The following is a 23,086-nucleotide window of genomic DNA, read 5'->3' as shown; positions in this document are numbered from 1 at the left end:
TTGGCAGGATCGTGGGCCGGCTGCCCGTTCGCCCGTCGTTTGCCGGTCCTGACAGAATTCGCAAGGAAAATATGCAAGGGAAATAACGGGGTTAGAATCGGCTCTTGAATCTCTCCTGAAGCCTGAAGCCCGCCCTGCGGCAGGTCGCCCTCCCGCCCCCCATCCGTGGAAGCAGGATCGGCTAAAAGTGCATAATCCCTTGGCTTTCGCCCGCCGCGTCTGGGTGCTAAGAGGCGGCGGATATTCCCGTGGCGCACGACACGCGCCGTTCCCAAGAGGCTTCCCCGATCATGGCAAAAATCAAGGTATCCAATCCCGTCGTCGAACTCGATGGCGACGAGATGACCCGGATCATCTGGCAGTACATCAAGGACAAGCTGATCAACCCGTTCCTTGATGTCGAGCTGATGTATTTCGACCTGGGCATGGAATACCGCGACCACACCAACGATCAGGTCACCATCGACGCCGCCGAAGCCATCAAGAAGGTCGGCGTCGGCGTCAAGTGCGCCACCATTACCCCGGATGAAGCCCGGGTGAAGGAGTTCAATCTCAAGCAGATGTGGAAGTCGCCGAACGGCACCATCCGCAACATCCTCGGCGGCGTGATCTTCCGCGAGCCGATCATCTGCAAGAACGTGCCGCGCCTCGTGCCCGGCTGGACCAAGCCGATCATCATCGGCCGCCACGCCTATGGCGACCAGTACCGCGCCACCGACATCAAGTTCCCGGGCAAGGGCACGCTCTCGCTGAAGTTCGTCGGCGAGGACGGCACCGTGATCGAGAAGGAAGTGTTCAAGGCGCCCGGCGCCGGCGTCGCCATGGAGATGTACAATCTCGACGACTCCATCATCGACTTCGCCCGCGCCTCGTTCAACTACGGCCTGCTGCGCGGCTATCCGGTCTATCTCTCGACCAAGAACACGATCCTGAAAGTCTATGACGGCCGCTTCAAGGACATCTTCCAGGAGATCTTCGACGCCGAGTTCAAGAAGGAGTTCGACGCCAAGGGTCTGACTTACGAGCACCGTCTGATCGACGACATGGTGGCCTCGGCGCTGAAATGGTCCGGCGGCTATGTCTGGGCCTGCAAGAACTACGACGGCGACGTGCAGTCCGACACGGTGGCGCAGGGCTACGGCTCGCTCGGCCTGATGACCTCGGTGCTGCTCACCCCCGACGGCAAGACGGTGGAAGCGGAAGCTGCCCACGGCACGGTGACCCGCCACTACCGCGAGCACCAGAAGGGCAAGGAGACCTCGACCAACTCGATCGCCTCGATCTTCGCCTGGACGCGCGGCCTGTCGCACCGCGCCAAGCTCGACAACAATGCCGAGCTCGCCAAGTTCGCGAACACGCTGGAGAAGGTCTGCGTCGACACCGTCGAGGCCGGCTACATGACCAAGGACCTCGCGCTGCTGGTCGGCGCCGACCAGCGCTGGCTGTCGACCACGGGCTTCCTCGACAAGGTCGCCGAGAATCTCACGAAGGCGTTGGCGGCCTGAGCCGTCCGCAATTCGCCCGACCGGGCCGGACATCATCACGGGCCGCGCCACCAGCGCGGCCCGTCTTTTTGAGACCCCTCGCGCGGAGATGCGACCATGTCGATCAAGCTTGCCGTCCCCTGCCTGATGCTGCTTGCCGCGACGGCTGGGCCGGCTGTTGCCGCAGGCCCGCTCCCCGAGGCCATCGCCGCGCCCGGCGAGAGCATCGTGCTCAGCGTCCACGCCGAAGGCGCGCAGGTCTATGAGTGCAAGGCCGGTGCCGACGGCAAGCTCGCCTGGACCTTCCGCGAGCCGATCGCGACGCTGCTCGCCGAGGGCAAGACCATCGGCCGGCACTATGCCGGTCCGAACTGGGAGCACGCCGACGGCAGCGCCGTGGTCGCCAAGGCCGCCGGCAATGCGCCGGGTGCGACAGCCGCCGATATCCCCTGGCTGAAGCTGGAAGTCGTCTCTCGCCGCGGCAGCGGCGTGCTGACGCCCGTCACCACCGTCCAGCGCATCAACACCCATGGCGGCAAGCTCGACGGCGCCTGCGACAAGGCCGGCGAGTTCAAGAGCGCGCCCTACGCGGCCGAGTATGTTTTCCTGAAGAAGGGCTGACCGCTCAGCGGTCGGTGCCCTCGCGCCTCAAGCGCCCGCCATCGCTTTTTCGATCGCAGCCAGCGCCTCGGTCGCCTTGGCGCCGTCAGGGCCGCCGGCCTGCGCCATGTCGGGCCGGCCGCCGCCGCCCTTGCCGCCCAGCGCCTCGGAGGCGACGCGGACGAGGTTCACGGCGTTGAAGCGCGCGGTGAGGTCTTGCGTGACGCCAACCACGACACCGGCCTTGCCGTCCTCCGTGACGCCGACGATGGCGACCACGCCGGAGCCGATCTGCTTCTTGCCGTCGTCGGCGAGGCTCTTGAGATCTTTCATCTCGATGCCCTCGACCGCACGCGCCATCAGCTTGACGCCGCCGGCCTCGCGCACGCTGGCCGCTGCACCATCGCCGCTCGATGCGCCGCCGCCCATCGCGAGCTTCTTGCGGGCGTCGGACAGCTCGCGCTCGAGCTTCTTGCGCTCCTCCATCAGCGCGGCGATGCGCGCCGGCACGTCGTCGATCGAGGTGCGCAGCTCGTTCGCCGCCGTCTTCGCCAGCGCCATGGTCTCGTTGGCGTGGCGGCGGGCGTAATTGCCGGTCAGCGCCTCGATGCGCCGCACGCCGGAGGCGACCGCGCTCTCGCTCGTCAGCGTGATCAGGCCGATATCGCCGGTGCGCCGCACATGCGTGCCGCCGCAGAGCTCGACCGACCAGCCGAGCGCATTGGCGGCGCGCTCGCGCGCGGTCTTGCCCATCGAGACGACGCGGACCTCGTCGCCATACTTTTCGCCGAACAGGGCGCGCGCGCCGGCCTCGCGGGCCTCGTCGACGCCCATCACGCGGGTTGTGACTTCGTCGTTCTCCAGCACCACGTCGTTGGCGATGTCCTCGACGCGGGCGAGTTCCTCCGGCGTGATCGGCTTCGGATGCACGAAGTCGAAGCGCAGGCGATCCGGCGCGACCATCGAGCCGCGCTGAGCGATGTGGTCGCCGAGCACCTGGCGCAGCGCCTCGTGGATGAGATGCGTCGCCGAGTGATGCGCGCGGATCGAGGAGCGCCTGGAATGATCAACCTCGAGCTGTAGCGCGCTGCCGACCTTCACCTCGCCGCTCTCGACCGTGCCGACGTGCACGAAGAAGTCGCCGAGCTTCTTCTGCGTGTCGGTGACGCGGAACTTGATGCCGCCCTCGCCCGTCAGCACGCCGGTGTCGCCGACCTGGCCGCCGGACTCCGCATAGAACGGCGTCTGGTTCAGCACGATCGCACCGCTGTCGCCGGCCTTGAGGCTGGCAACTTCGCGGCCGTCCTTCACCAGCGCGGAGACCACGCCTTCGGCGCTCTCGGTCTCGTAGCCCAGGAATTCGGTGGCCCCGAGCTTTTCGCGCAGCGGGAACCAGATCGCCTCCGAGGCCGCCTCGCCAGAGCCCTTCCAGGATTCGCGCGCCTTGGCCTTCTGGCGCTCCATCGCGTCGTTGAACGCAGCTTGATCCACGCCGATGCCGCGCGATTTCAGCGCGTCCTGGGTCAGGTCGAGCGGGAAGCCGTAAGTGTCGTACAGCGTGAACGCGACATCGCCGTCGAACATGTCGCCCTTCTTCAGGGACGCCGACTTCTCGTCCAGGATCGACAAGCCGCGCGCAAGAGTCTTGCGGAAGCGGGTCTCTTCCAGCCGCAGCGTCTCCTCGATCAGGTTCTCCGCGCGCATCAGGTCGGGATAGGCCTGGCCCATCTCGCGGACCAGCGCCCAGACCAGCCGATGCATCAGCGGCTCCTTGGCCCCGAGCAGCTGTGCATGGCGCATCGCGCGGCGCATGATCCGGCGCAGCACATAGCCGCGGCCCTCGTTCGAGGGCAGCACGCCGTCCGCGACCAGGAAGGCGGAGGAGCGCAAGTGGTCGGCGATGACGCGGAACGAGGCCAAGGTCTGCTCGTTCGGGCCGCTGCCGAGCGCCGACGACGTTGCGTCGATCAAATGACGGAACAGATCGGTCTCGAACACGCTGTCGACGCCCTGCATGATCGAGGCCATGCGCTCGAGGCCCATGCCGGTGTCGATCGAGGGGCGCGGTAGATCCACGCGCTCCTCCTTCGTCACCTGCTCGTACTGCATGAACACCAGGTTCCAGAACTCGAGGAAGCGGTCGCCGTCCTCTTCGGCAGAGCCCGGAGGTCCGCCCCAGATGTGATCGCCGCGGTCGATGAAGATCTCCGAGCACGGGCCGCACGGGCCGGTGTCGCCCATCGCCCAGAAATTGTCCGAGGTTGGAATGCGGATGATGCGGTCGTCGGAGAAGCCCGCGATCTTTTTCCAGAGCCCGTGCGCCTCGTCGTCGGTGTGGTAGACGGTGACGAGCAGCTTGTCCTTGTTCAGCCCAAAGTCGCGGGTGATCAAGGTCCAGGCGAGCTCGATCGCGCGCTCCTTGAAGTAGTCGCCGAACGAGAAATTGCCGAGCATCTCGAAGAAGGTGAGATGGCGCGCGGTGTAGCCGACATTGTCGAGGTCGTTGTGCTTGCCGCCGGCGCGCACGCATTTCTGCGACGTCGTCGCGCGCTGATAGGGCCGCTCCTCGACGCCGGTGAAGACGTTCTTGAACTGCACCATGCCGGCATTGGTGAACATCAAGGTCGGATCGTTGCGCGGCACGAGCGGCGAGGAAGGCACGATCTCGTGGCCGTTCTCGGCAAAGAAGTTCAGAAAGGTCGACCTGATCTCGTTGACGCCGCTCATGTTCATCCAATCGGGTGTGCCTGGACCCGCTTCACGCCATCCAAACCTGAAATTTAGGCTGATATCTGCGGGCCAAAGCGCTTTTAGACAAGGCCAGCTTCGCTGTCCAGAAACTGTGCAGAGAGATCAGTGGGTTGCCGCAGGCGCGCAATCCCCGTTGAAAGCCGAAAGACCCGCGTTGACAGGCTTGGCCGCGCTGTGGTCTGTACCCATCTGTATCGTACGGCCACGTCGGGAGAGACCGGCTTCATTGCCGGCGCCGAAGGAGCAACCGCCCCGGAAACTCTCAGGCAAAAGGACCGCGTGGCTTTGACGACATCTGGAAAGAGGCGCTGGCGGGTTTAGGCCCGGACAGCGTCCGCCGACGGGATAATACTCTCAGGCACAGCGACAGATGGGGCTTCGACTGGTTAGCTCGGGGAATCGTCCCCGGGGAACCGCCGAGGGCCCCTGTGATGCCGGCGCGCGACGACGAAACGTCCCTGAAACGTACTCCCCTTCACGACCTTCACGTGTCGCTCGGCGGCAAGATGGTGCCGTTCGCGGGCTATGACATGCCCGTGCAATACCCTGCGGGCGTGCTGAAGGAACACCTCCACACCCGCGCCTCCGCCGGCCTGTTCGACGTCTCCCATATGGGCCAGATCGCGCTTCGGCCGAAATCCGGCAAGGTTGAGGACGCCGCCCGCGCGCTGGAACGGCTGGTGCCGCAAGACATCGTGGCGATCGCTCCGGGCCGGCAGCGCTACGCCCAGTTCACCAATGCGGATGGCGGCATTCTCGACGATCTGATGGTCGCCAATTTCGGCGATCACCTGTTCCTGGTCGTCAACGCCGCCTGCAAGGGCGCGGACGAGGCGCATCTGCGCACGCATCTGTCCGGCGACTGCGTCATCGATTCGCTGGAAAGCCGCGCGCTGATCGCGCTCCAGGGCCCCAAGGCGGAAGCGGTGCTGGCGAAACTGTGTGCAGAGGCGCCCGCCATGAAGTTCATGGACGCCGGCCCGCATGAGGTCGCCGGCCTTCCCTGTTTCGTCTCGCGCTCCGGCTATACTGGCGAGGACGGTTTTGAGATCTCGGTCCCCGCGGCCGATGCCGAGCGGCTGGCCAGGAGGCTGCTGGACAATCCCGATGTGATGCCGATCGGCTTGGGGGCCCGCGACAGCCTGCGGCTGGAGGTCGGCCTCTGCCTCTACGGCCACGACATCGACACCACGACCACACCGGTCGAAGCCGCGCTGGAATGGTCTGTACAGAAGAGCCGCCGCACCGCTGGTGCCCGCGCCGGCGGCTTTCCCGGTGCCGCGAAGATCCTCGCTCATTTCGACAACGGCGCATCCCGCCGCCGCGTCGGCCTGCGTGCCGAGGGCCGTGCGCCGGTGCGCGAGGGCGCGCTGCTGTTTGCGGACGCAACCGGGGGCGCGCCGATCGGAAAGGTCACATCGGGCGGTTTCGGTCCGAGCCTGAACGCGCCGGTCGCGATGGGCTACGTGCCGACGCGCCTGAGCGCGCTCGGCACAAAACTCTTCGCCGAGGTGCGCGGGCAATTTCTGCCGCTCACTGTTGCCGCCATGCCCTTCGTGAAAAACACCTACAAACGCTGAGGACAAGACAATGACCACGACGCTGTACACTTCCGACCATGAATGGCTGGCGATCGACGGCGATGTCGCGACCGTCGGCATCACCGATTATGCGCAGCAGCAGCTCGGCGACGTCGTGTTCGTCGAATTGCCCAAGGTCGGCCGCGCGTTGAAGAAGGCCGAAGCCGCCGCGGTCGTGGAATCCGTGAAAGCCGCCTCCGACGTCTACGCGCCTGTTACGGGCGAAGTGCTCGCGACCAACCCGGAGCTCGCCGCCGAGCCGGCGCTGGTGAACACGGACGCGCAAGGCAAGGCGTGGTTCTTCAAGATCAAGATCGCCGACAAGAGCGAGCTCGGCGGCCTCATGGATGAAGCCGCCTACAAGGCGCACACGGCGTGAGATGACGAGAACGGCCGCCCCATACTCGGTGTCATCACCCGCGCAGGCGGGTGATCCAGTACGCCGCGGCCCATCGACTCTAGCCGTGACGCCTGCGTTTACTGGATGCCCCGCCCCCGTGCGCAATTGCGCACTAGGCGGGGCATGACAGCGGAGTGATGAGGCGAACCGCCACGGCGTCATCGCCCTCCTTCCCGGACGATGACAGCGATAGATGACCTAAAGCGAGGACCCATGATGACCGCGCACCGCAAATCCAATGGCGACACCGCCGCCCCCTTCGTTCGCCGCCACATCGGTCCCTCCGCGCGCGATGTCGCCGCGATGCTGGAGACCGTCGGCGCCAAAAGCGTCGATGCGTTGATGGCGGAAACGCTGCCGGCTTCGATTCGGCAGGCCACCCCGCTCGATCTCGGCAAGGCCTTGAGCGAGACCGAGGCGATCGCGCATATGGGCGAGCTTGCAGCCCAGAACCAGGTCTTCACCTCGCTGATCGGCCAGGGCTATTCCGGCACGATCCTGCCCGCAGTGATCCAGCGCAACATCCTGGAGAATCCAGCCTGGTACACGGCCTACACCCCCTACCAGCCCGAGATCAGCCAGGGCCGGCTGGAAGCGCTGCTCAACTTCCAGACCATGATCTGCGACCTCACCGGGCTCGATGTCGCCAACGCCTCGTTGCTCGATGAAGCGACCGCCGCCGCCGAAGCCATGGCGCTGGCGGAGCGGCACTCGAAGGTCGAAGCCAAAGCGTTTTTCGTCGACAAGGACGTTCATCCGCAGACGCTGGCCGTGATGCGCACCCGTGCGGCGCCGCTCGGCTGGAACCTGATCGTCGGCGATCCTCTCGCCGATCTGGACAAGGCCGACGTGCTCGGCGCGCTGCTGCAATATCCGGGCTCCTCCGGCGCGGTGCGCGACCTCAGACCCGCAATCGCGGCGCTGAAAGCCAAGGGCGCGCTCGCGATCGTTGCCGCCGATCTCTTGGCGCTGACGCTGCTCGCCTCGCCCGGCGAACTCGGGGCCGACATCGCCATCGGCTCGGCGCAGCGTTTTGGCGTGCCGATGGGCTATGGCGGACCGCACGCGGCCTATATGGCGGTGCGCGATGCGCTGAAGCGCTCGCTGCCCGGCCGCATCGTCGGCCTCTCCGTGGACTCCCGCGGGATGCCTGCCTACCGTCTCGCGCTCCAGACCCGCGAGCAGCACATCCGCCGTGAGAAGGCGACCTCCAACATCTGCACCGCGCAGGTGCTGCTCGCCGTGATCGCCTCGATGTACGCCGTCTATCACGGCCCCGAGGGACTCTCTCAGATTGCGCGCAACGTGCATCGCCGCGCCGCCGTGCTCGCGGCGGGCCTGCGCAAGCTCGGCTTTGCGCCTGATAGCGAAACCTTCTTCGACACGCTCAGCGTTGATGCTGGCGGCAAGCGCGCCGAGATCGTCGCGCGCGCGGCCGCCGAGAAGATCAATCTCGGTGTCAGTGAGACCAGCCTGCGCATCGCGCTCGATGAGACCACGACGCCCGCGACGGTGGAAGCGGTCTGGCGCGCCTTCGGCGGCCAGCTTGCCTATGCCGAGATCGACGCCACCACGCGCGAGGCGCTGCCGGAGGCGCTGAAGCGCGCAACCGCCTTCCTGACGCATCCCGTCTTCCATGCGCATCGCTCGGAGACCGAGATGCTGCGCTACATGCGCAAGCTCAGCGACCGCGACCTCGCGCTCGACCGTGCGATGATTCCGCTGGGATCCTGCACCATGAAGCTGAACGCCACCACCGAGATGATGCCGCTGACCTGGCCGGAATTCGGGTCCCTGCACCCGTTCGTCCCGCGCGAGCAGGCCGCCGGCTATCACGCGCTGTTCGCGCGGCTGGAAAAATGGCTGTGCGACATCACCGGTTATAACGCGATCTCGCTGCAGCCGAACTCGGGCGCGCAGGGCGAATATGCCGGGCTGCTTGCGATCCGCGGCTATCATGCGGCGCGTGGGCAGAGCCACCGAAAAATCTGCCTGATCCCCTCCTCCGCCCACGGCACCAATCCGGCCTCGGCCGCGATGGTCGGGATGGACGTGGTGGTGGTCGCCTGCGAAAAGAACGGCGACGTCGACATCAATGATCTCCGCGCCAAGGCCGAAGAGCATTCGACCAATCTCGCCGCTGTCATGATCACCTATCCCTCGACCCACGGCGTGTTCGAGGAGCACATTCGCGAGATCTGCGACATCGTCCACGGCCATGGCGGCCAAGTGTATCTCGACGGCGCCAACCTCAACGCGCAGGTCGGGCTTAGCAGGCCCGGCGACTACGGCGCCGACGTCAGCCATCTCAATTTGCACAAGACCTTCTGCATCCCGCATGGCGGCGGCGGCCCCGGCATGGGCCCGATCGGCGTCAAGGCGCATCTTGCGCCGTTCCTGCCCGGCCATCCTGCAACCAGCGCCGAGGCACCGGTCGGTCCAGTCTCGGCCGCACCGTTCGGCTCGGCCTCGATCCTCACCATCTCCTACATCTACATCCTGATGATGGGCGGCGAAGGCTTGAAGCGCGCCACCGAGATCGCGATCCTCAACGCCAACTACATTGCCGCGCGTCTCGATCCGCACTTCCCGGTGCTCTACAAGAACGCCAGGGGCCGCGTCGCTCATGAATGCATCGTCGATCCACGCCCGCTGAAGACGACATCAGGTGTCACCGTGGACGACATCGCAAAACGCCTGATCGACTACGGCTTCCACGCCCCGACCATGAGCTTCCCGGTGCCGGGCACGCTGATGATCGAGCCGACCGAGTCGGAATCGAAGGCCGAGCTGGACCGGTTCTGCGATGCCATGATCGCGATCCGCAAGGAGATCGCCGAGGTCGAGGCCGGCCGCTTCAAGATCGAAGCGTCGCCATTGCGCCACGCTCCGCACACCGTGCACGACATCGCGGACGACGACTGGAAGCGCGCCTATACCCGCAGCGAGGGCTGCTTCCCCGCAGGCACTTCGCGTACCGACAAATACTGGTGCCCGGTCGGCCGCGTCGACAACGTCTATGGCGACCGCAACCTGGTGTGCTCGTGCCCGCCGGTGAGCGATTACGCGGAAGCGGCGGAGTAAGTCACGACCGAGGTTTCGTAGGGTGGGCAAAGCGCGATCGACCGAAGCGCAGTGGCCAGCCTCCGATGGCGGCAGCGGGTTGCGAGACGAACGATAGACGACAGGACCGCCGGCGGCAGGAGGATTCATGCGCGAGGAATTCTGGTTTCATTTTCCGTTTCGCGTCCGCTATTCCGAGGTCGACGCGCAGGCCGTGGTGTTCAACGCCCACTATTTGACCTACTTCGATACCGCAATCACCGAATATTTTCGCGCCCTCGGCTACGACTATCTCGGCGAGGTGGCGAGGACCGGCATCGACTTTCACACCGTGAAATCAGTTGTCGAATACAAGGCGCCGATCCGGTTCGACGAGGACATCGACGTCTGTGTACGGGTCGCGAAGATCGGCCGTTCCTCGATCGTGCTCACACTTGCGATCTTCGCCAAAGGCTCCGAGGATCTTCGTGCGACCGGCGAGATCATCTGGGTCGCGACCGACCAGAAGACCCATCAATCGGTTGCTGTGGCGGAGGACTTGCGGGCGCTGGTTGCGAGCCGGGAAAGGGCGCTGGCGGCGCCATGAAACCCGCCGCGACACCGTGTTGAGCGTCAACTCGGCGGGCAGCAAAAGCGCAAGTCTCGAGCAGGCCTACAACGGCACGCCGCGAGGATGCCATCGCATCCTTAGATGCGGAAGTCCCGCATCGTCGTATGGCTTGCCCTCACGCACGAACCCGAAATCCGAATAGAATTTTTGAAGCTGCGCGCCGATGACGATATCGCATGACTGCTCTCTCAGGCGCCTGATCGTCCTTTGCACGAGTTCCCTCCCAAGTCCCGTTCCCCGATGTTGTCTTGAAACGACTACTCGGCCGAACGACGCAGAGGCGGTCTCTTCAGACGGCCAAGTGCATCGAGCATAGGCGACCAAATCGGTGCCTATCCTCGCCAACAAATGCGACGCCGTCTGGTCGGCAAAATCCAAATCCGAGTAGGGCGACTGCTGCTCGACCACCAGTATCTGCTGACGCAACGCAAGCACGGCGTAGAGCTCCTGCGAACCAAATTCGCCAAAGCGGTACCAACGGAATTCTATCAAGCCACCCTCCTCAACTTCGCAAGGTGGGCAAAGCGGAGCGTGCCAACCTCTTTTCTTCGCATTGAAATATGGTGGGCGCGGCGCTTCGCCTTCCCGCCCCACAGCACCGAACGCGCCTCTAAGGCGCAATCAGCGATCGGCTTTCGCGATCCCACCGCCAGAGCCGTTCATTGGTCAGTTCGGTACCGCCCCACCAGCGCTTGATGGGGTTGTGACGCCACAAATCGTCTTCGCGAGCGAGAAGTGAACGCCCGAGTTCGGTCAGCGTGACCTTCCACTCGCTCTTGCCGAAGTAGCGATCCTCATTGTCGAACGCCGGATCGCCCAACAGGAGCGGCGGCACCGAATGTTGCCCCAGTTCGATCAGGGCATCGCCCGCCTCGTCTTCGTCGAGTACATCGCGAAGCCATCTCGCCTCGCAGACGCGCCTCGGGTCGGTGTGCCCGTCGTTCGCGAAATCCAGCAGATCCATTTCGCTGGCGCCAAGTCCCGTGACGCTGTCCGGAAGCTCCTCAAGTATGGCAATGAGCGCCGATCGCAGTCTCGGCAAGATCATCAGGTCCGTCATCAGCAGATCGAAGCAGGGTTCCGGCGTTTCAGCCCGATAGGCGCGCCAGGCGCGGCTTGCCGTCACCAGATGATTGTCGACCACCTTGAAGACCGGCAGCTTCCATTTTGCGACCGATTGCGGAGCAAAGCTTGCAACCCTGTCATCCGTGTGCACCAGGCTCAGCTTGGTCGTGATCTCTTTGTAGGGACGCAGCAGGTCGAGCAGCCAGACGAGCACGAGCTGATCGTTGGGCCGAGGATCGACCCATATTTCGATCGAGTCGAACTTCGCACACAGCTCGAAGAAACCTATATCGCGCGTGCCGAAACCTTCCAGCGAGCCACGACAAACATCGTCGAGCCAATGATCGCCTGGATTACAATGCTTTGCCGATCGCCGCTCCAGCCCCATCAAGAGTTGCTCGTCCGAGGGCAATTTCCCCGAGACGAGGCGTAGATAGAATCCGAGCGCGACGTTCGCCGCACCGGACTGGCGAAGCGTGTCTGCCGCGAGATCGTTCGTGGCCAGGATCAAATGTGACACGATCGCCTCTCAGAATTGATACAACGCACTCTGAGCGAATACGTACGTATCAGCCAGGCGCGACAAGTGAGTGGGCTTCGGCGTCCCACTGCCACAACCGGTCGTTGGTCAAATGGGTGCCGCCCCACCAACGATCGATCCGGTTGTGGCGGCGAAAATTCTCATTGCCGCCAAGCACCGCTTTGCCGAACTCGGTGAGCGACAGACGGGATTGCTTGTATCGCTGGAAGCGGCTTGAATCGTTGTGCATCTCAAGGGAAAACGGACCTTCATCCAGTCCAGCGACCCCTGGCCTGTCGCACCGCGCGAGCCCATCGAGCAGAGCCCCGACTTCCCAGTACTCGTATACGGGCAACCTGTAGCGGCTTCGATAGCCCAGGACATCGAAAGGCCGCACGCCGCCCCGCGCGACAAGTTTCAGGATCTGCTCTTCCGTGGCACCAAGGCCCGAGGCAGAACTCGGAAGCTCTTCAAGCAGAGCCGTCACGCAAGAGCTGAGCTGCGGCAGTACGACCAGATTCGCCTTGAACAGGTCGAACCAATTCTGCGGAGTCGGCGCACGATAGGCCCGCCATGCACGGCTGGCCAATTTGAAGTAATGGGGTTCGATCTCATTCACGAACGGGTGTGGCCTGGCAAGTGCGCGTCGATCGATGCCGCCGATGGCAATCTGTAGCTGGCGCACGGTGAAATTCAAGTTCGCGGTGGTGGTCTCGCGGCGCCAATGATCGAGCAGCCAGAACATGAGCAATTGTGCGTTTGGCCCCGGTCCCCTGCAAAACTCGAACGAGCCGCATTCTGCGAACAATTCGACAAATCCACGGTTCCTGACACTCCATTCTTCGAGGCGCCAGGGCGGCGTATCGTCCAGCCAATGAAGACCTTTTGGCTGCGTTGTGCGTGGCGCAAAGAACGCTTGGAGCTCCACTTCGGACGGCAATTGGCCCCAGACCAGTCGCCGTTCGATCGCAATCACGAGATCGGCAAGGCCCGCCTGTTGAATGGCGCCGGCGATGGATGAGCCTGTCGTGACAATGAGCCGCGTCATGCTCGTGGCCTCAGGGCTTCGTCAAAACAGCGCCATAGCGCCACAACCGATCATTGGTCAAATGCGTGCCGCCCCACCAGCGATCGATCGGGTTGTGACGGCTGAAATCTTCCTGATGGGCCAGCACGGCCCTTCCGAATTCGGTGAGCGACAGCCGGCTGCGGAGGTAGACTTCGTGCCGGGCTCGGAGATTGCCAAGGTCGATGGTGCGAATTCCTCGCCCAGCCCGGTCACAGCCGGCTTGGGGCCAAGGGCGAGACCTTCGAGCAAATATCCCAGTTCGATCTCACCCCACACGTACGTGCCTCGTAGCGAGCGCAAATGAAACAACGCATTTGTGTTCGCATACCAGGCAAGCATCTCCAGAAATCGCATCTCGGTCGTACCGAGCCCGGTCAATGGAGACGGGAGTTCTGCCAGAAGCTCGAGCAAGGCCGGCCGCAGCATCAGCAAGGCACTCAGATCGCGGTGAAGCAGATCGATGCAGGCCTCCGGGGACGGCGAGCAGTAGGCCGACCACGCCAATTTGGCGATCTCGAACTCCTCTGCGCCCACCTTCGCCAAGGGAATGTGCGGCTCGGCCTTAGCGAAATCATAACCGGGACTGAACATCGGATCGGAATCCAGCAATCGCAGCGCGAGCTTCTGCGCCAGCGCAGGACAGCTGCTAAGGTGATCGAGCAACCAGACGAGTTGCAGCTGGTCTTGGGCCGTCGCTGCGAACCAGAGTTCGATCGCGTCATACGGCTCGCAAAATTCGGCCAGCGACAATTTGCGGCCCTTGGCGCCCCGTGGCCAGCGGATCCAATCCGACCAGTGATCGGCCGGGCCAAGATCTGTCGTGTAGGCAGCGAAATAAGCCGAGAGCTTTTCCGTCGGCGGGAGTGGTCCCCACGCGAATTGAAAATGGAGCGGTATGACAATCTCGGCCAATCCCGATCGAGCGAGCTCGCTGCCGCCGCCCCAGCCGGTCAAGATCAGACGCTTCATCGCACCACCCGATCGCTACAACGCACAACAAAACGGGCACCGAAGACGTCGGCAACTCAACGTCCTCAGCGCCCGCTCCTCGCGAAAGATCTTCGCGGTAAGACTTACTCGTCCGCCGGCTCCTCGCCGTCGGCATCGCGCTCGGGGGTGCCGGCCAGAATCTGCTCGGCGATCAGGCCGGAGTTCTGGCGGATCGAGGTCTCGATCTTGGCGGTGATGTCGGGATTGGACTTCAAGAACGCCTTGGCGTTCTCGCGGCCCTGGCCGAGGCGCTGGCTGTCATAGGAGAACCAGGCGCCGGACTTCTCGACGATGCCGGCCTTGACGCCGAGATCGAGGATCTCGCCCATCTTGGAGACGCCCTCGCCGTACATGATGTCGAACTCCACCTGCTTGAAGGGCGGCGCCAGCTTGTTCTTCACCACCTTGACGCGCGTGGTGTTGCCGACCACCTCGTCGCGCTCCTTGATTGCGCCGATGCGGCGGATGTCGAGGCGGACCGAGGCATAGAATTTCAGCGCGTTGCCGCCAGTGGTGGTTTCCGGCGAGCCGTACATCACACCGATCTTCATGCGGATCTGGTTGATGAAGATCACCATGGTGTTGGACTTGTTGATCGAGGCCGTCAGCTTGCGCAGCGCCTGGCTCATCAGACGGGCCTGCAGGCCGGGCAGCGCATCGCCCATCTCGCCCTCGAGCTCGGCCTTCGGCACCAGCGCCGCAACCGAATCGATCACCAGCACGTCGACCGCACCCGAGCGCACCAATGTGTCGCAGATTTCCAGCGCCTGCTCGCCGGTGTCGGGCTGGGAGATCAGGAGCTCGTCGATGTTGACGCCCAGCTTGCGGGCATAGACCGGATCGAGCGCATGCTCGGCATCGATGAAGGCGCAGATGCCGCCCTTCTTCTGCGCTTCCGCCACCGTATGCAGCGCCAGCGTCGTCTTGCCTGAGGATTCCGGTCCGTAGATCTCGACGATGCGCCCCTTGGGCAGGCCGCCGATGCCGAGCGCAATATCGAGCCCGAGCGAGCCGGAGGACACCGCCTCGATGTCCATGGAGCGGTCGTTCTTGCCGAGCTTCATCACCGAGCCCTTGCCGAACTGGCGCTCGATCTGGGAGAGCGCGGCGGCCAGGGCTTTACTCTTGTCCATGGAAGATCCTTCGACGATACGCAGGGCAGTGGCGGACATTGGGTCGTGCTCCTTATGGCGAGGATTCGCGTGTGGGACAAACGATTGGCAGCGGGTCGTCGATAAAAGTAATGTACCCTATCTGTTCTCTGTTCGCAATATGTTCTTTTGCGGATTTGGGGGCTGGCCTGCTTTAGCCTCTGGGTGGCCTAAGTTGATGCCGGGAGTGGCCTAGTGCTTCGGTTCGGGGGCTATCGCCGGCGAGGGCCGATCCCATATCGTCTCGAAAGACCTATCAGCGGGAGCCTGCGATGCTCGGCTCGATCATGTTTGTTTTGGTTGTTGTCGTCTTGATGAGTTGGTGCGGGCGCGTAACGGCCAACTTTGCGCAAGAGAGAGGCCGATCCAGGCGTGCTTGGTTTCTCTGGGGAGCGCTGCTTTTCCCCATCTTCCCGGCTCAATGGTTCGTCTTGGGACTGCTACCCAAAAAGGTAAGGTCGTCCAGCCGGCGGCCTCTGTGATTTTTCGCCGATCCGCCGACAGCGCCCTTCGCGCCGTCGTTGTCATTCTCGATCTCGCGGCGCCCTTTCTTCAACCGACGCTGACGCGGGCAAGGACAACCCGCGGCCGCCGTCATAAATCCGCAATCGCAACTCATTGACCGGGCAAGCAAATTGCCGGGCGGCCTACTGTGCATGGGGTTGTTTTTCAATTTTTTGAAAGCCGCCATGCCGTGGGCATCATGCTGCGGGCATGAGGGCTCGCTGCTGCGGGCACGGCGGCCCGGCCCATCCGGCACGGCCGCCCTAAAACAGCGCCAGCAGCACGATGCCGATCACCAGCACGACAAAGCCAGCCGCCGTCGCGGCGGCGAATGACCGCTCTACGTTGTCCATGATGCTACCCCATTCCCGGCGTGCCACGTTTCCCCCATGGCTGCGCCGAAGGAACGGAATTTCGCCGAGGGGTGTGGCTCCAGTTGTGCGATCGGATGGCCAAATTGGGACCTGTGCGGGGCCAGTCTGCGGCCTCCTGACGCGCGGCTTGCGGTGCGGCCGTCAGGCGCGTGCCCGCTCAGCCCCGAGCGGGGCTTTTTCGGATTCCAGGGAGCGAGCGCGATTCGTCGGCATGTCAGGCTGCCGTAAGCTGAGGCCGTTAGGGTCACCCGGCTATGGTGTTGCAGCCCAGCACCTCAGCCTCCAATAACCTTTAACCCGCTTGGCTCTCCAAGCGGGTTTTTTTCTTCCCGCTTCAGGCGGAGCGCGAAGGCGCAGATCGCGGGCGTCGATCAGTGTCGGGAGTGGGGAATTGCTCGCGTGCGATCGGACCGGCACGACAGTCCTTCGAAACGCCAGAACGTGACCACGCTGGCCTCGCCGCATTCTTCGCAGACGAGTTCTTCTTCACCGAGCATGAAGCGCGCGCGCCTGAACGTCGGTGAGGATGCAGGATGCCGGCAATGAGGACAGGCCAGCGAGAAATTCCGCGCGCCCCAGCGCAGCACAAGATGTCTCAGCCAGCTCACGCCTTCCTCTTTCGCGACATCGCGCCCGAACTGATTGTCGCTGTAAGCAGAGCATAGATGCGCGACACGCAAAAGTGGAAAACACAGCGATATTCCTGTTCCTTCGATTGGCCGTGCGGCGCTCGTTGCGGTTCCCGCTTGCGCGATGGAACCGCGCCTGATTCAGGCGATGAAAGCCATGGACACCCGATGGAACCGCGGGCGCACAGGGCTGCAGCTTCGGAACTTTGTTCATGGTCGGAGAACCACGGAGTTCCAGCTTCGCGCGCAGGGCCATTCTTTCGGAATCCGATTTCGTTTGTTTCGACGCGCGTGCTCTCTCGCGAGAGCCGTGAATTATCCGGAGCTTACCGACAGATTTCGCTTGTCGCGGGAATATTATGACGCCCAGCATGTTTGGCAGTGAGGCAGGTGAATCGTGGGAGGTGACCATGAATCACAGGGGCGTCGAGTTCACCGTCGCGAAGACGGCGATTCCCGGAATCTGGCAATGGCAGTTCCGGATCGGCGATGCCGTCAAGACCGGCAAGACCGAGACCAAGATCGATCTGCTCGCGATCCGCCGGGTGCAGCTGCGCATCGACCGGGAGCTGAAGGCGATCGGACGCGAGACGGCTTGAGCGAGACGGCCTGAATGAGGCGGCCCGAATCGGCCGAGCAGGGCCGCTGCCTGCATGGCACACTTGCACCGCAGCAAGTCCGTAGCGGCCCGGAATTGATCCGGCGACGGTTTGGGACTGCACTGCGCGCCCATGGCCTTGGGGCGGGGCCGTCACGCGTGATCGGTGCCAGCCATGCCACTCTACTTCTTTCGAATCCGGAACGGCCGCTATTCCGGCTGTGCGGACCAGGCGACGGAATTTGCCGATCGCAATTCGGCCTGGAAGGAGATGACCAGCATGTGCGCCGACATGGCGGCCGGCATCGTCCGCAAGCTCCAGCCAAACTCCGAATGGCATATAGAACTGCTCGACGAAGCCAAGGAGCCCGTGTTCCGGATCCGGATCGTCGCGGAAACCTTTGAGGAGAGCTTGTAAGGAGGGTCTGGCCCTAATCCGCGCTGGGCAGGCGTCGCATGGTGAATTCGATCTCGCCGCCGGGCAGTTCGCGCCAGGTCTCGACCGCGCTCATGTAGCCGGCCTTGGGGTAGCGGGCGAAGAAGGCTTCTGCCCTCGCCCGCGCCGCCGGGCGCGGCAGGGTGAAGGTCTCGCGCAGAAAGCCGTCGCCGGTCGTTGCACCCGGCTTGCCGCCCGCCTTGCGCCGGCGCGCCATCCGTTCGGCGAGATCCCGCGGCCGGTCGGCCATCGCCTTCCTCCTCTACGCAATACGCTTGGCCCAATGTAGGGAGCGGACCGGATCAAGAGGAGTCCCGTCAGCAGGCGCCATGGCCGCCCTCGGGGCGCGCAGCCGTCAGTTGGCAGCCGTGCCGCTCTTGGTCTTCTTGGGCGCGCTGGTTGCGGCCGACGCCTTCGGCGTCGCCGGCTGCTTCGGCGGATCGGAGCGCATGCCGCCCCAGGGGTCGTTGGACGACTTGGCGTCCGGAATCTTCTTCAGCGTTTCCTTGTAGGCCTTTTCACGCTCGGCATCCGCGGCCTTCTCCTCAGGTGTCTTGCTGGGCCCCTCCTGCAGCAAATTGAGATTGGGCATTTGCGCGTAGGCCGGTCCCGCCAGCACGGCCAGCAGCACCGCCGCCATACGGAAAAGCTTCATCACTCACTCCTTGATCATTCATCAGGGGCGGATCAACCGCGTCTGGTCATCTCTGTCAACGGCCCCGCCGCGCCCGATAGCTCGCTAGAACCGGTCCGATCTGCACGATTTCGGCGCGTGCAGCCAATCGTCCCAGATCGGGCCGCATCTGGTGCACCCGTTGAGAGCAAGGCCAAGCGCGGCCAGACAAAAGACCAGGACACACCGACGCAACATGGACCACCCGTACCCAAGCGAGGCATCATACCTAGCGAAGTCGGGCATTTTCAAGCCGACGGGCTTGGCGCCGGACCGGGTGACTTTGCCGCGCCGATGCGCGCACAATAGCCGAAACATCCGGCAACAAGGGAGGGAACGACAGCAATGCCATCGCAGCCAGACGCCGAGTTCGGCATCGCCGAGGCCAGACGCATCCTCGGCGAGGTCTTTGCGCCCTGGGTCCAGGATCTCGACCTCTCGGTCGAGCGCATCGAGTACCAACAGCCAGCAGATGCGCCGGACTGGCAGCCCGGCGCGCTGCTGCGCATGCCGTTCTCGGAGCGGCTGTGCCGCAATGGCGGCGTGGTCTGCGGCCAGGCGCTGATGGCGCTCGCCGACACTGCGATGGTGATCGCGAACCTCGCCGCTAACCGGGGCTATCGCCCGATGACCACGGTCGACCAGACCACGCATTTCATGCGCGCGGTCTCATCCTCGGATGTGCTCGCCGACGCGCGCGTGGTGCGGCTCGGACGCACCATGAGCTTTGGCCGCGTCACGCTGCTCTCGGCTACCGACAACAAGCAGGTGGCGATGGTATCGAGCGCGTTCGCGATGCTGCCGGGCTGATCGGAACAATCGCGTGTCGTAAACGAAATCTAAAGCGCTGCGCAAGTAGCGCCAGTATTGAGTTTAGTTCAACGTAATTTCTATGCACTACTTCACAATCATTATTATGGATGAATGCCAATGATCGAGAAGCGTGCAGCGCAGCGTCACCGCGTTTTCAAGGGCGGGACGATCACCTTCGAAAATGGCGGCATCGCGTGCATCGTGCGAAACGTGTCGGAAGGCGGCGCGGCGATCGACCTCGATGCGCCCGTCACACTGCCGCAATCGTTCACGCTCGCGATCGCGCGCGACAATCTCGTGCGGAATTGCCGTCCCGTATGGCGCAGCGACCGGCGCGTCGGCCTTGCTTTCGTTCAATAATGCGCGTGGTGTGAACGAGCGTTCGCGTCGCGTCCACCCCGCGATCGAGTTGGCGCGATACGGCGACGGCGTCGCCAGCACAGACCTGCGCTCACAAGCGCGATGATCGCGAGAGCGATCGCTGTCGATGCCGCAACAAATCGTCCGCCCGGACGATCGATCGTGCGTGACCACAGTGACGGCCCTTCGCCCGGCCGCGCCAGGCGAAACGCAACGACGCTGTCGCCGATCGAGGTGCCTGCCTCGGAATGACCGCCCGCGCCGATCGCGACATATTGCTCGCCCTTCCACAGATAGGTCATGGGATTGGCGACCCCCGGCACCGGCAGCCGGCCCTGCCACAGCTCCCTGCCGCTGCGCGCATCGAACGCGCGCAAATAGGCATCCATTGCGCCGGTGAAGACGAGACCGCCTGCGGTGACGGCGAGCCCGTTGACGAGCGGCGTGCCCCAGGGCAGCGGCACGCCGAGCGGCGCCAGATCTTCGGTGGTGCCGACCGTCGAACGCCAGAGGATTTTTCCGGCCTTCAGATCGACCGCAACCATCTCGCCCCAGGGCGGCTTGTTGCAGAGAAAGCCGAACGGCGACGTGACCACCGCACGCGACACCGCGAACGGCGCGCCGCGCTGCTGGCCGAAATCATGACCGGGCGGCGGATTGAATCCGGCCGCCTCCGCGCGCGGGATCAGCCTGACAAGATGAACGGCGCGGCTGGTGTTGGCGTAGAGGATCTGGCCCGTTGGATCGAAGGCCGCGCTGCCCCAGTTCACCCCGCCGCCGGTGAAGGGAAATTCCAGCGTGCCCTGCACCGAAGGCGGCGTGAACAGTCCCTCGTTGCGCGCGTCTGCAAACTGCCGTTGGCAGGACGAGCGACGCAAACCAGGCAGCAGCGAGAGCGCATCATCGGGCGAGATCGTCTGCGGCGTCAGCGCCGGCACATGCGTCGGGAACGGTTGGGTCGGTGACAGTCGTTCGCCCTCCGCGACGCCCTGCGGCACCGCGCGTTCCTCGACCGGCCAGACCGGCTTGCCGGTATCGCGGTCGAGCACGAACACAAAACCCTGCTTGGTCGGCTGGATCACGACGTCGCGCAGGCTCTCGCCGCTGTCGAGACGCGCCAGCGTCGGCTGCGCTGCCAGGTCGTAGTCCCAGACGTCGTGATGCACGGCCTGGAAGGCCCATACGAGCTCGCCCGTCTCGATGCGCAGCGCGATCACCGAATTGGCGTGCTCGTTGTTGCCCGGCCGCTTGCCGCCCCAAAAGTCCGGCGAGGAGGAGGATGTCGGCAGGAACACCAGCCCGCGCGCCGCGTCGACCGACATCGGCGCCCAGACGTTGGCGTGGCCGGCCTCGATGCCCTCGCGGTTGAGCGGCTCGAATGTCCAGCGCGCCTCGCCTGTGCGCGCATCGAAGGCCCGCACCACGCCGCTCGGTGCATCGACGCGGCGGTTATCGCCGATCGCGGAGCCGACCACGACGACACCGCGGCCGGCCGCCGGTGGCGAGGTGATCTGGAATTCGCCGGGCCAGTCCAGTGGCATGCCGATATCGAGCTTGATCTCGCCGCTATTGCCGAAATCGGCACAGGGAATGCCCGTTCTCGCATCGAGCGCGATCAGGCGGACATCGTTGGTGCCCATGAAGATCCGCGATCGGCAGGCGGCATTCGCGGGCGCCTGATCATCGACCCACCAGGTGACGCCACGGCAGACATAGCGATTGGCGGGACGCTGATTGGTGGCGATCTTCGGATCGTAGCGCCATTTCTGCGCACCCGTGCCGGGATCGAGTGCGATCACCTCGTTGAATGGCGTGCAGAAGATCAGGCTGTCCTCGACGAACAGCGGCGTCGCCTCGAACTTGGTTCGCCGCATCACTTCGGGCGAGCGCGCGGCGAGATCGCCGGTGTGATATTCGAAGGCGCGGACGAGCTGGCCGACGTTGTCGGGCGTGATCTGCCGCAACGGCGAGAAACGCGAGCCGCCGGCATCGCCGCCCCAGCTCTCCCAGGCAGAGCATGGCCGCACGACCAACAGGAGCACGATGAGCGCGGCGAGCATATGCAAGCGGGTGCGCAACGCCCGCCTCACTTTATTTTGGCTTCTTGGCGGGCTCACTGGGGCGAGCCCCGCCCCACGGATCATACTTTTCCTTGGGCTCCGGAATGCGATCGAGCGCGGCCTTGTAGGCCTTCTCGTCGACTTTGGGCTTGTTGTCAGCCTTCTGCCCGCCTTCGTTCGGCTGGCCTCTGCCGCGGCCCTGCGCCTCCGCGGGGACAGCCGACAGTCCCAGCACGGCGGCCGCTATGACCAAAATCCTCATTGGTGCAATCCCCCACCTCTGGGGTACAAACTAGCCTGCAATCCCCTAATAGCCAATGCCGCGCGGCCAGGGTCTCCAGCAAAACTGGCCTTCAGCAAATCTTGATCGGCGTGGACTTCGCCGGATCGCATTCATGCCTATCTGTTGGCCCGCAGGGGACCTCCAGGAATGTTGCGGATCATTGCTCATGCGGTGCTGCTTGCCGGCGCGCTCGCGCTCGGTGCCTGCGGTTTTGCCGACAGCCGCGCGCCGGTGCCCGAGTTCATGCGCATGAAGGAAGTCGAGCAGCCGCCGCCAGAGCCGGCGCCCGATGTCAAGCGCTTGGTGCGCGAGCAGATCGATGTCGTCTTTCTCAACACTTCCTATCCGCGTGAGGTGCATGTCGCCCCGCCGCACCACGAGGTGCGGGGACCGGGCTGGACCGCCTGCGTCCGCGCCCAGCTCACCTCCGCGACCGGCACCTCGCTCGGCACCCAGACCTACATTGTGACCATCAACGGCGGAAAAGTGGTCGATCGGCGTCGCGCGGAAGCAGACGACATCTGCGGGTCGGAAAGCTACGAACCGATCTGACGGCCCGGTTCCGGGAAAAACCTGCATTGTTGCGGGGAACGATCATCTCCTCCCCTTCTTGTTATCGCCAAGGGCAGCTTCGGAGGAGGACATGATGAGGACGTTCACGATTGCACTGCTGGCGGGCGTCGGGGCTCTGGCGGCCGCGGGCGGCGCGAAGGCCGCCGATATCTACACGACCAGCGAATATACCAATCCCGATCTCATTCAGCAGGTCCGGCTGGTCTGCGACGACGGCAATTGCTATCGCACCCGCCGCGGCGCGCGCGTGATCGTGCGCGACTCCTACGCGACCATGCCGCGCGAACGCTATTACGAGCGCCGTACCTATCGCGACTGGGACGACGGCCCGCGCGCCGGCGTCGGCATTCGCGCTCCAGGTGTCAGCGTGGGCGTCGGTGTCGACGACCGCTGGTAAGCGAGACAGCTCTGAGAGCAGGCCGGGCGAGGTCTTCGCCCGGCCTCGTGCTGTCGCGAAGGAGCCGACCCGCGCGCCCTCCCATCGCGAATGAGACGTTAAC

Annotated in this window: 23 protein-coding genes and 1 riboswitch; of the genes, 12 read left to right on the top strand and 11 right to left on the bottom strand. The window is 64.2% G+C overall.

Annotation, left to right across the window (positions count from 1 at the left end):
* Positions 1-290: 290 nt before the first annotated feature.
* Together JJB99_RS14830 and JJB99_RS14825 are read left to right on the top strand one after the other, a co-directional pair.
* Entirely contained in the window at positions 291-1,505 is a 1,215-nt protein-coding gene (locus tag JJB99_RS14830) for an NADP-dependent isocitrate dehydrogenase (RefSeq protein ID WP_200499447.1), read from the top strand.
* 96 nt (positions 1,506-1,601) lie between these two features.
* Positions 1,602-2,105: a DUF3455 domain-containing protein gene (locus JJB99_RS14825; protein WP_200499446.1), complete on the top strand. Its 504-nt coding sequence runs from the start codon at positions 1,602-1,604 to the stop codon at positions 2,103-2,105.
* Positions 2,106-2,132: 27 nt separating this feature from the next.
* On the opposite strand, the gene alaS is transcribed toward JJB99_RS14825, so the two are convergent.
* The gene (alaS, locus tag JJB99_RS14820) at positions 2,133-4,811 is read right to left on the bottom strand and encodes an alanine--tRNA ligase (protein WP_200499445.1); all 2,679 of its coding nucleotides are present in this window, start codon (positions 4,809-4,811) and stop codon (positions 2,133-2,135) included.
* A 222-nt stretch (positions 4,812-5,033) separates the two neighbouring features.
* Positions 5,034-5,122: riboswitch (glycine riboswitch) on the top strand.
* Between the two features lie 144 nt (positions 5,123-5,266).
* Here alaS and gcvT point away from each other — a divergent pair.
* The 4 genes from gcvT (at position 5,267) to JJB99_RS14800 (ending at position 10,464) form a co-directional block, all read left to right on the top strand.
* Positions 5,267-6,415: a glycine cleavage system aminomethyltransferase GcvT gene (gene gcvT / locus JJB99_RS14815; RefSeq protein ID WP_200499444.1), complete on the top strand. Its 1,149-nt coding sequence runs from the start codon at positions 5,267-5,269 to the stop codon at positions 6,413-6,415.
* Positions 6,416-6,425: 10 nt separating this feature from the next.
* Positions 6,426-6,794 carry a glycine cleavage system protein GcvH gene (gene gcvH, locus JJB99_RS14810; protein ID WP_200499443.1) on the top strand — a complete coding sequence of 123 codons (369 nt, stop codon included), beginning with the start codon at positions 6,426-6,428 and terminating at the stop codon, positions 6,792-6,794.
* 237 nt (positions 6,795-7,031) lie between these two features.
* Positions 7,032-9,899: an aminomethyl-transferring glycine dehydrogenase gene (gene gcvP / locus JJB99_RS14805; RefSeq protein WP_200500165.1), complete on the top strand. Its 2,868-nt coding sequence runs from the start codon at positions 7,032-7,034 to the stop codon at positions 9,897-9,899.
* A 127-nt stretch (positions 9,900-10,026) separates the two neighbouring features.
* On the top strand, positions 10,027-10,464 hold the full coding sequence (locus JJB99_RS14800; protein WP_200499442.1) for an acyl-CoA thioesterase: 438 nt from the start codon (positions 10,027-10,029) through the stop codon (positions 10,462-10,464).
* A gap of 66 nt (positions 10,465-10,530) precedes the next feature.
* On the opposite strand, the gene JJB99_RS14795 is transcribed toward JJB99_RS14800, so the two are convergent.
* The 6 genes from JJB99_RS14795 to JJB99_RS14770 form a co-directional block, all read right to left on the bottom strand.
* Positions 10,531-10,980, bottom strand: a complete 450-nt coding sequence (locus tag JJB99_RS14795; RefSeq protein ID WP_200499441.1) for a GNAT family N-acetyltransferase — start codon at positions 10,978-10,980, stop codon at positions 10,531-10,533.
* A gap of 118 nt (positions 10,981-11,098) precedes the next feature.
* Positions 11,099-12,073 (bottom strand): hypothetical protein, encoded by a 975-nt coding sequence (locus JJB99_RS14790; RefSeq protein ID WP_246775252.1) that lies wholly within the window; start codon positions 12,071-12,073, stop codon positions 11,099-11,101.
* 49 nt (positions 12,074-12,122) lie between these two features.
* Positions 12,123-13,121, bottom strand: a complete 999-nt coding sequence (locus JJB99_RS14785; protein ID WP_200499440.1) for a hypothetical protein — start codon at positions 13,119-13,121, stop codon at positions 12,123-12,125.
* A 57-nt stretch (positions 13,122-13,178) separates the two neighbouring features.
* Entirely contained in the window at positions 13,179-14,111 is a 933-nt protein-coding gene (locus tag JJB99_RS14780) for a hypothetical protein (RefSeq protein ID WP_246775251.1), read from the bottom strand.
* A 104-nt stretch (positions 14,112-14,215) separates the two neighbouring features.
* Complete coding sequence (gene recA, locus JJB99_RS14775; protein WP_200499439.1) at positions 14,216-15,304, bottom strand: recombinase RecA; 1,089 nt, start codon at positions 15,302-15,304, stop codon at positions 14,216-14,218.
* Positions 15,305-15,701: 397 nt separating this feature from the next.
* Positions 15,702-15,974, bottom strand: coding sequence for a hypothetical protein (locus JJB99_RS14770; protein WP_200499438.1), 273 nt, complete (start codon positions 15,972-15,974; stop codon positions 15,702-15,704).
* Positions 15,975-17,200: 1,226 nt separating this feature from the next.
* Between JJB99_RS14770 and JJB99_RS14765 the strand changes: the two genes are divergently transcribed.
* Positions 17,201-17,389: a hypothetical protein gene (locus JJB99_RS14765; protein WP_200499437.1), complete on the top strand. Its 189-nt coding sequence runs from the start codon at positions 17,201-17,203 to the stop codon at positions 17,387-17,389.
* A gap of 174 nt (positions 17,390-17,563) precedes the next feature.
* On the top strand, positions 17,564-17,806 hold the full coding sequence (locus JJB99_RS14760) for a DUF6894 family protein (RefSeq protein ID WP_200499436.1): 243 nt from the start codon (positions 17,564-17,566) through the stop codon (positions 17,804-17,806).
* A gap of 13 nt (positions 17,807-17,819) precedes the next feature.
* Here the strand turns inward: JJB99_RS14760 and JJB99_RS14755 are convergent, their stop codons facing one another.
* A complete protein-coding gene (locus JJB99_RS14755) occupies positions 17,820-18,074 on the bottom strand; it encodes a hypothetical protein (protein WP_200499435.1) in 255 nt (84 codons plus the stop codon).
* Between the two features lie 105 nt (positions 18,075-18,179).
* Positions 18,180-18,479, bottom strand: coding sequence for a hypothetical protein (locus tag JJB99_RS14750; RefSeq protein ID WP_200499434.1), 300 nt, complete (start codon positions 18,477-18,479; stop codon positions 18,180-18,182).
* Positions 18,480-18,842: 363 nt separating this feature from the next.
* On the opposite strand from JJB99_RS14750, the gene JJB99_RS14745 reads away from it, so the two are divergent.
* On the top strand, positions 18,843-19,307 hold the full coding sequence (locus tag JJB99_RS14745; protein ID WP_200499433.1) for a PaaI family thioesterase: 465 nt from the start codon (positions 18,843-18,845) through the stop codon (positions 19,305-19,307).
* 120 nt (positions 19,308-19,427) lie between these two features.
* Positions 19,428-19,670, top strand: a complete 243-nt coding sequence (locus tag JJB99_RS14740) for a PilZ domain-containing protein (protein WP_200499432.1) — start codon at positions 19,428-19,430, stop codon at positions 19,668-19,670.
* Here JJB99_RS14740 and JJB99_RS14735 read toward each other — a convergent pair.
* Positions 19,664-21,730, bottom strand: coding sequence for a pyrroloquinoline quinone-dependent dehydrogenase (locus tag JJB99_RS14735; RefSeq protein WP_200500163.1), 2,067 nt, complete (start codon positions 21,728-21,730; stop codon positions 19,664-19,666). The genes JJB99_RS14740 and JJB99_RS14735 overlap by 7 nt on opposite strands.
* A gap of 31 nt (positions 21,731-21,761) precedes the next feature.
* Positions 21,762-21,992 carry a hypothetical protein gene (locus JJB99_RS14730; RefSeq protein WP_200499431.1) on the bottom strand — a complete coding sequence of 77 codons (231 nt, stop codon included), beginning with the start codon at positions 21,990-21,992 and terminating at the stop codon, positions 21,762-21,764.
* Between the two features lie 168 nt (positions 21,993-22,160).
* Between JJB99_RS14730 and JJB99_RS14725 the strand changes: the two genes are divergently transcribed.
* Together JJB99_RS14725 and JJB99_RS14720 are read left to right on the top strand one after the other, a co-directional pair.
* Positions 22,161-22,565 carry a hypothetical protein gene (locus JJB99_RS14725; protein WP_200499430.1) on the top strand — a complete coding sequence of 135 codons (405 nt, stop codon included), beginning with the start codon at positions 22,161-22,163 and terminating at the stop codon, positions 22,563-22,565.
* A 91-nt stretch (positions 22,566-22,656) separates the two neighbouring features.
* Complete coding sequence (locus JJB99_RS14720) at positions 22,657-22,983, top strand: hypothetical protein (RefSeq protein WP_200499429.1); 327 nt, start codon at positions 22,657-22,659, stop codon at positions 22,981-22,983.
* Positions 22,984-23,086 lie beyond the last annotated feature (103 nt).

This window comes from Bradyrhizobium diazoefficiens (assembly GCF_016616235.1).
Taxonomy (GTDB): Bacteria; Pseudomonadota; Alphaproteobacteria; order Rhizobiales; family Xanthobacteraceae; genus Bradyrhizobium; species Bradyrhizobium diazoefficiens_H.
Note: the sequence above shows the minus strand (reverse complement) of the source record. Positions and strands in the feature narration are given on the sequence as shown.

Bases quoted from the DNA above. Each gene is read 5' to 3' on its own strand.
- JJB99_RS14825 (WP_200499446.1), top strand. From the start codon at position 1,602: ATGTCGATCAAGCTTGCCGTCCCCTGCCTGATGCTGCTTGCCGCGACG.
- JJB99_RS14745 (WP_200499433.1), top strand. From the start codon at position 18,843: ATGCCATCGCAGCCAGACGCCGAGTTCGGCATCGCCGAGGCCAGACGC.
- JJB99_RS14725 (WP_200499430.1), top strand. From the start codon at position 22,161: ATGTTGCGGATCATTGCTCATGCGGTGCTGCTTGCCGGCGCGCTCGCG.
- JJB99_RS14740 (WP_200499432.1), top strand. From the start codon at position 19,428: ATGATCGAGAAGCGTGCAGCGCAGCGTCACCGCGTTTTCAAGGGCGGG.
- JJB99_RS14765 (WP_200499437.1), top strand. From the start codon at position 17,201: ATGAATCACAGGGGCGTCGAGTTCACCGTCGCGAAGACGGCGATTCCC.
- JJB99_RS14755 (WP_200499435.1), bottom strand. From the start codon at position 18,074: ATGGCCGACCGGCCGCGGGATCTCGCCGAACGGATGGCGCGCCGGCGC.
- gcvT (WP_200499444.1), top strand. From the start codon at position 5,267: ATGCCGGCGCGCGACGACGAAACGTCCCTGAAACGTACTCCCCTTCAC.
- alaS (WP_200499445.1), bottom strand. From the start codon at position 4,811: ATGAGCGGCGTCAACGAGATCAGGTCGACCTTTCTGAACTTCTTTGCC.
- gcvP (WP_200500165.1), top strand. From the start codon at position 7,032: ATGACCGCGCACCGCAAATCCAATGGCGACACCGCCGCCCCCTTCGTT.
- JJB99_RS14720 (WP_200499429.1), top strand. From the start codon at position 22,657: ATGATGAGGACGTTCACGATTGCACTGCTGGCGGGCGTCGGGGCTCTG.
- JJB99_RS14750 (WP_200499434.1), bottom strand. From the start codon at position 18,479: ATGAAGCTTTTCCGTATGGCGGCGGTGCTGCTGGCCGTGCTGGCGGGA.
- JJB99_RS14735 (WP_200500163.1), bottom strand. From the start codon at position 21,730: ATGCTCGCCGCGCTCATCGTGCTCCTGTTGGTCGTGCGGCCATGCTCT.
- JJB99_RS14770 (WP_200499438.1), bottom strand. From the start codon at position 15,974: ATGGCGGCTTTCAAAAAATTGAAAAACAACCCCATGCACAGTAGGCCG.
- JJB99_RS14800 (WP_200499442.1), top strand. From the start codon at position 10,027: ATGCGCGAGGAATTCTGGTTTCATTTTCCGTTTCGCGTCCGCTATTCC.
- recA (WP_200499439.1), bottom strand. From the start codon at position 15,304: ATGTCCGCCACTGCCCTGCGTATCGTCGAAGGATCTTCCATGGACAAG.
- JJB99_RS14780 (WP_246775251.1), bottom strand. From the start codon at position 14,111: ATGAAGCGTCTGATCTTGACCGGCTGGGGCGGCGGCAGCGAGCTCGCT.
- JJB99_RS14730 (WP_200499431.1), bottom strand. From the start codon at position 21,992: ATGAGGATTTTGGTCATAGCGGCCGCCGTGCTGGGACTGTCGGCTGTC.
- gcvH (WP_200499443.1), top strand. From the start codon at position 6,426: ATGACCACGACGCTGTACACTTCCGACCATGAATGGCTGGCGATCGAC.
- JJB99_RS14830 (WP_200499447.1), top strand. From the start codon at position 291: ATGGCAAAAATCAAGGTATCCAATCCCGTCGTCGAACTCGATGGCGAC.
- JJB99_RS14760 (WP_200499436.1), top strand. From the start codon at position 17,564: ATGCCACTCTACTTCTTTCGAATCCGGAACGGCCGCTATTCCGGCTGT.
- JJB99_RS14785 (WP_200499440.1), bottom strand. From the start codon at position 13,121: ATGACGCGGCTCATTGTCACGACAGGCTCATCCATCGCCGGCGCCATT.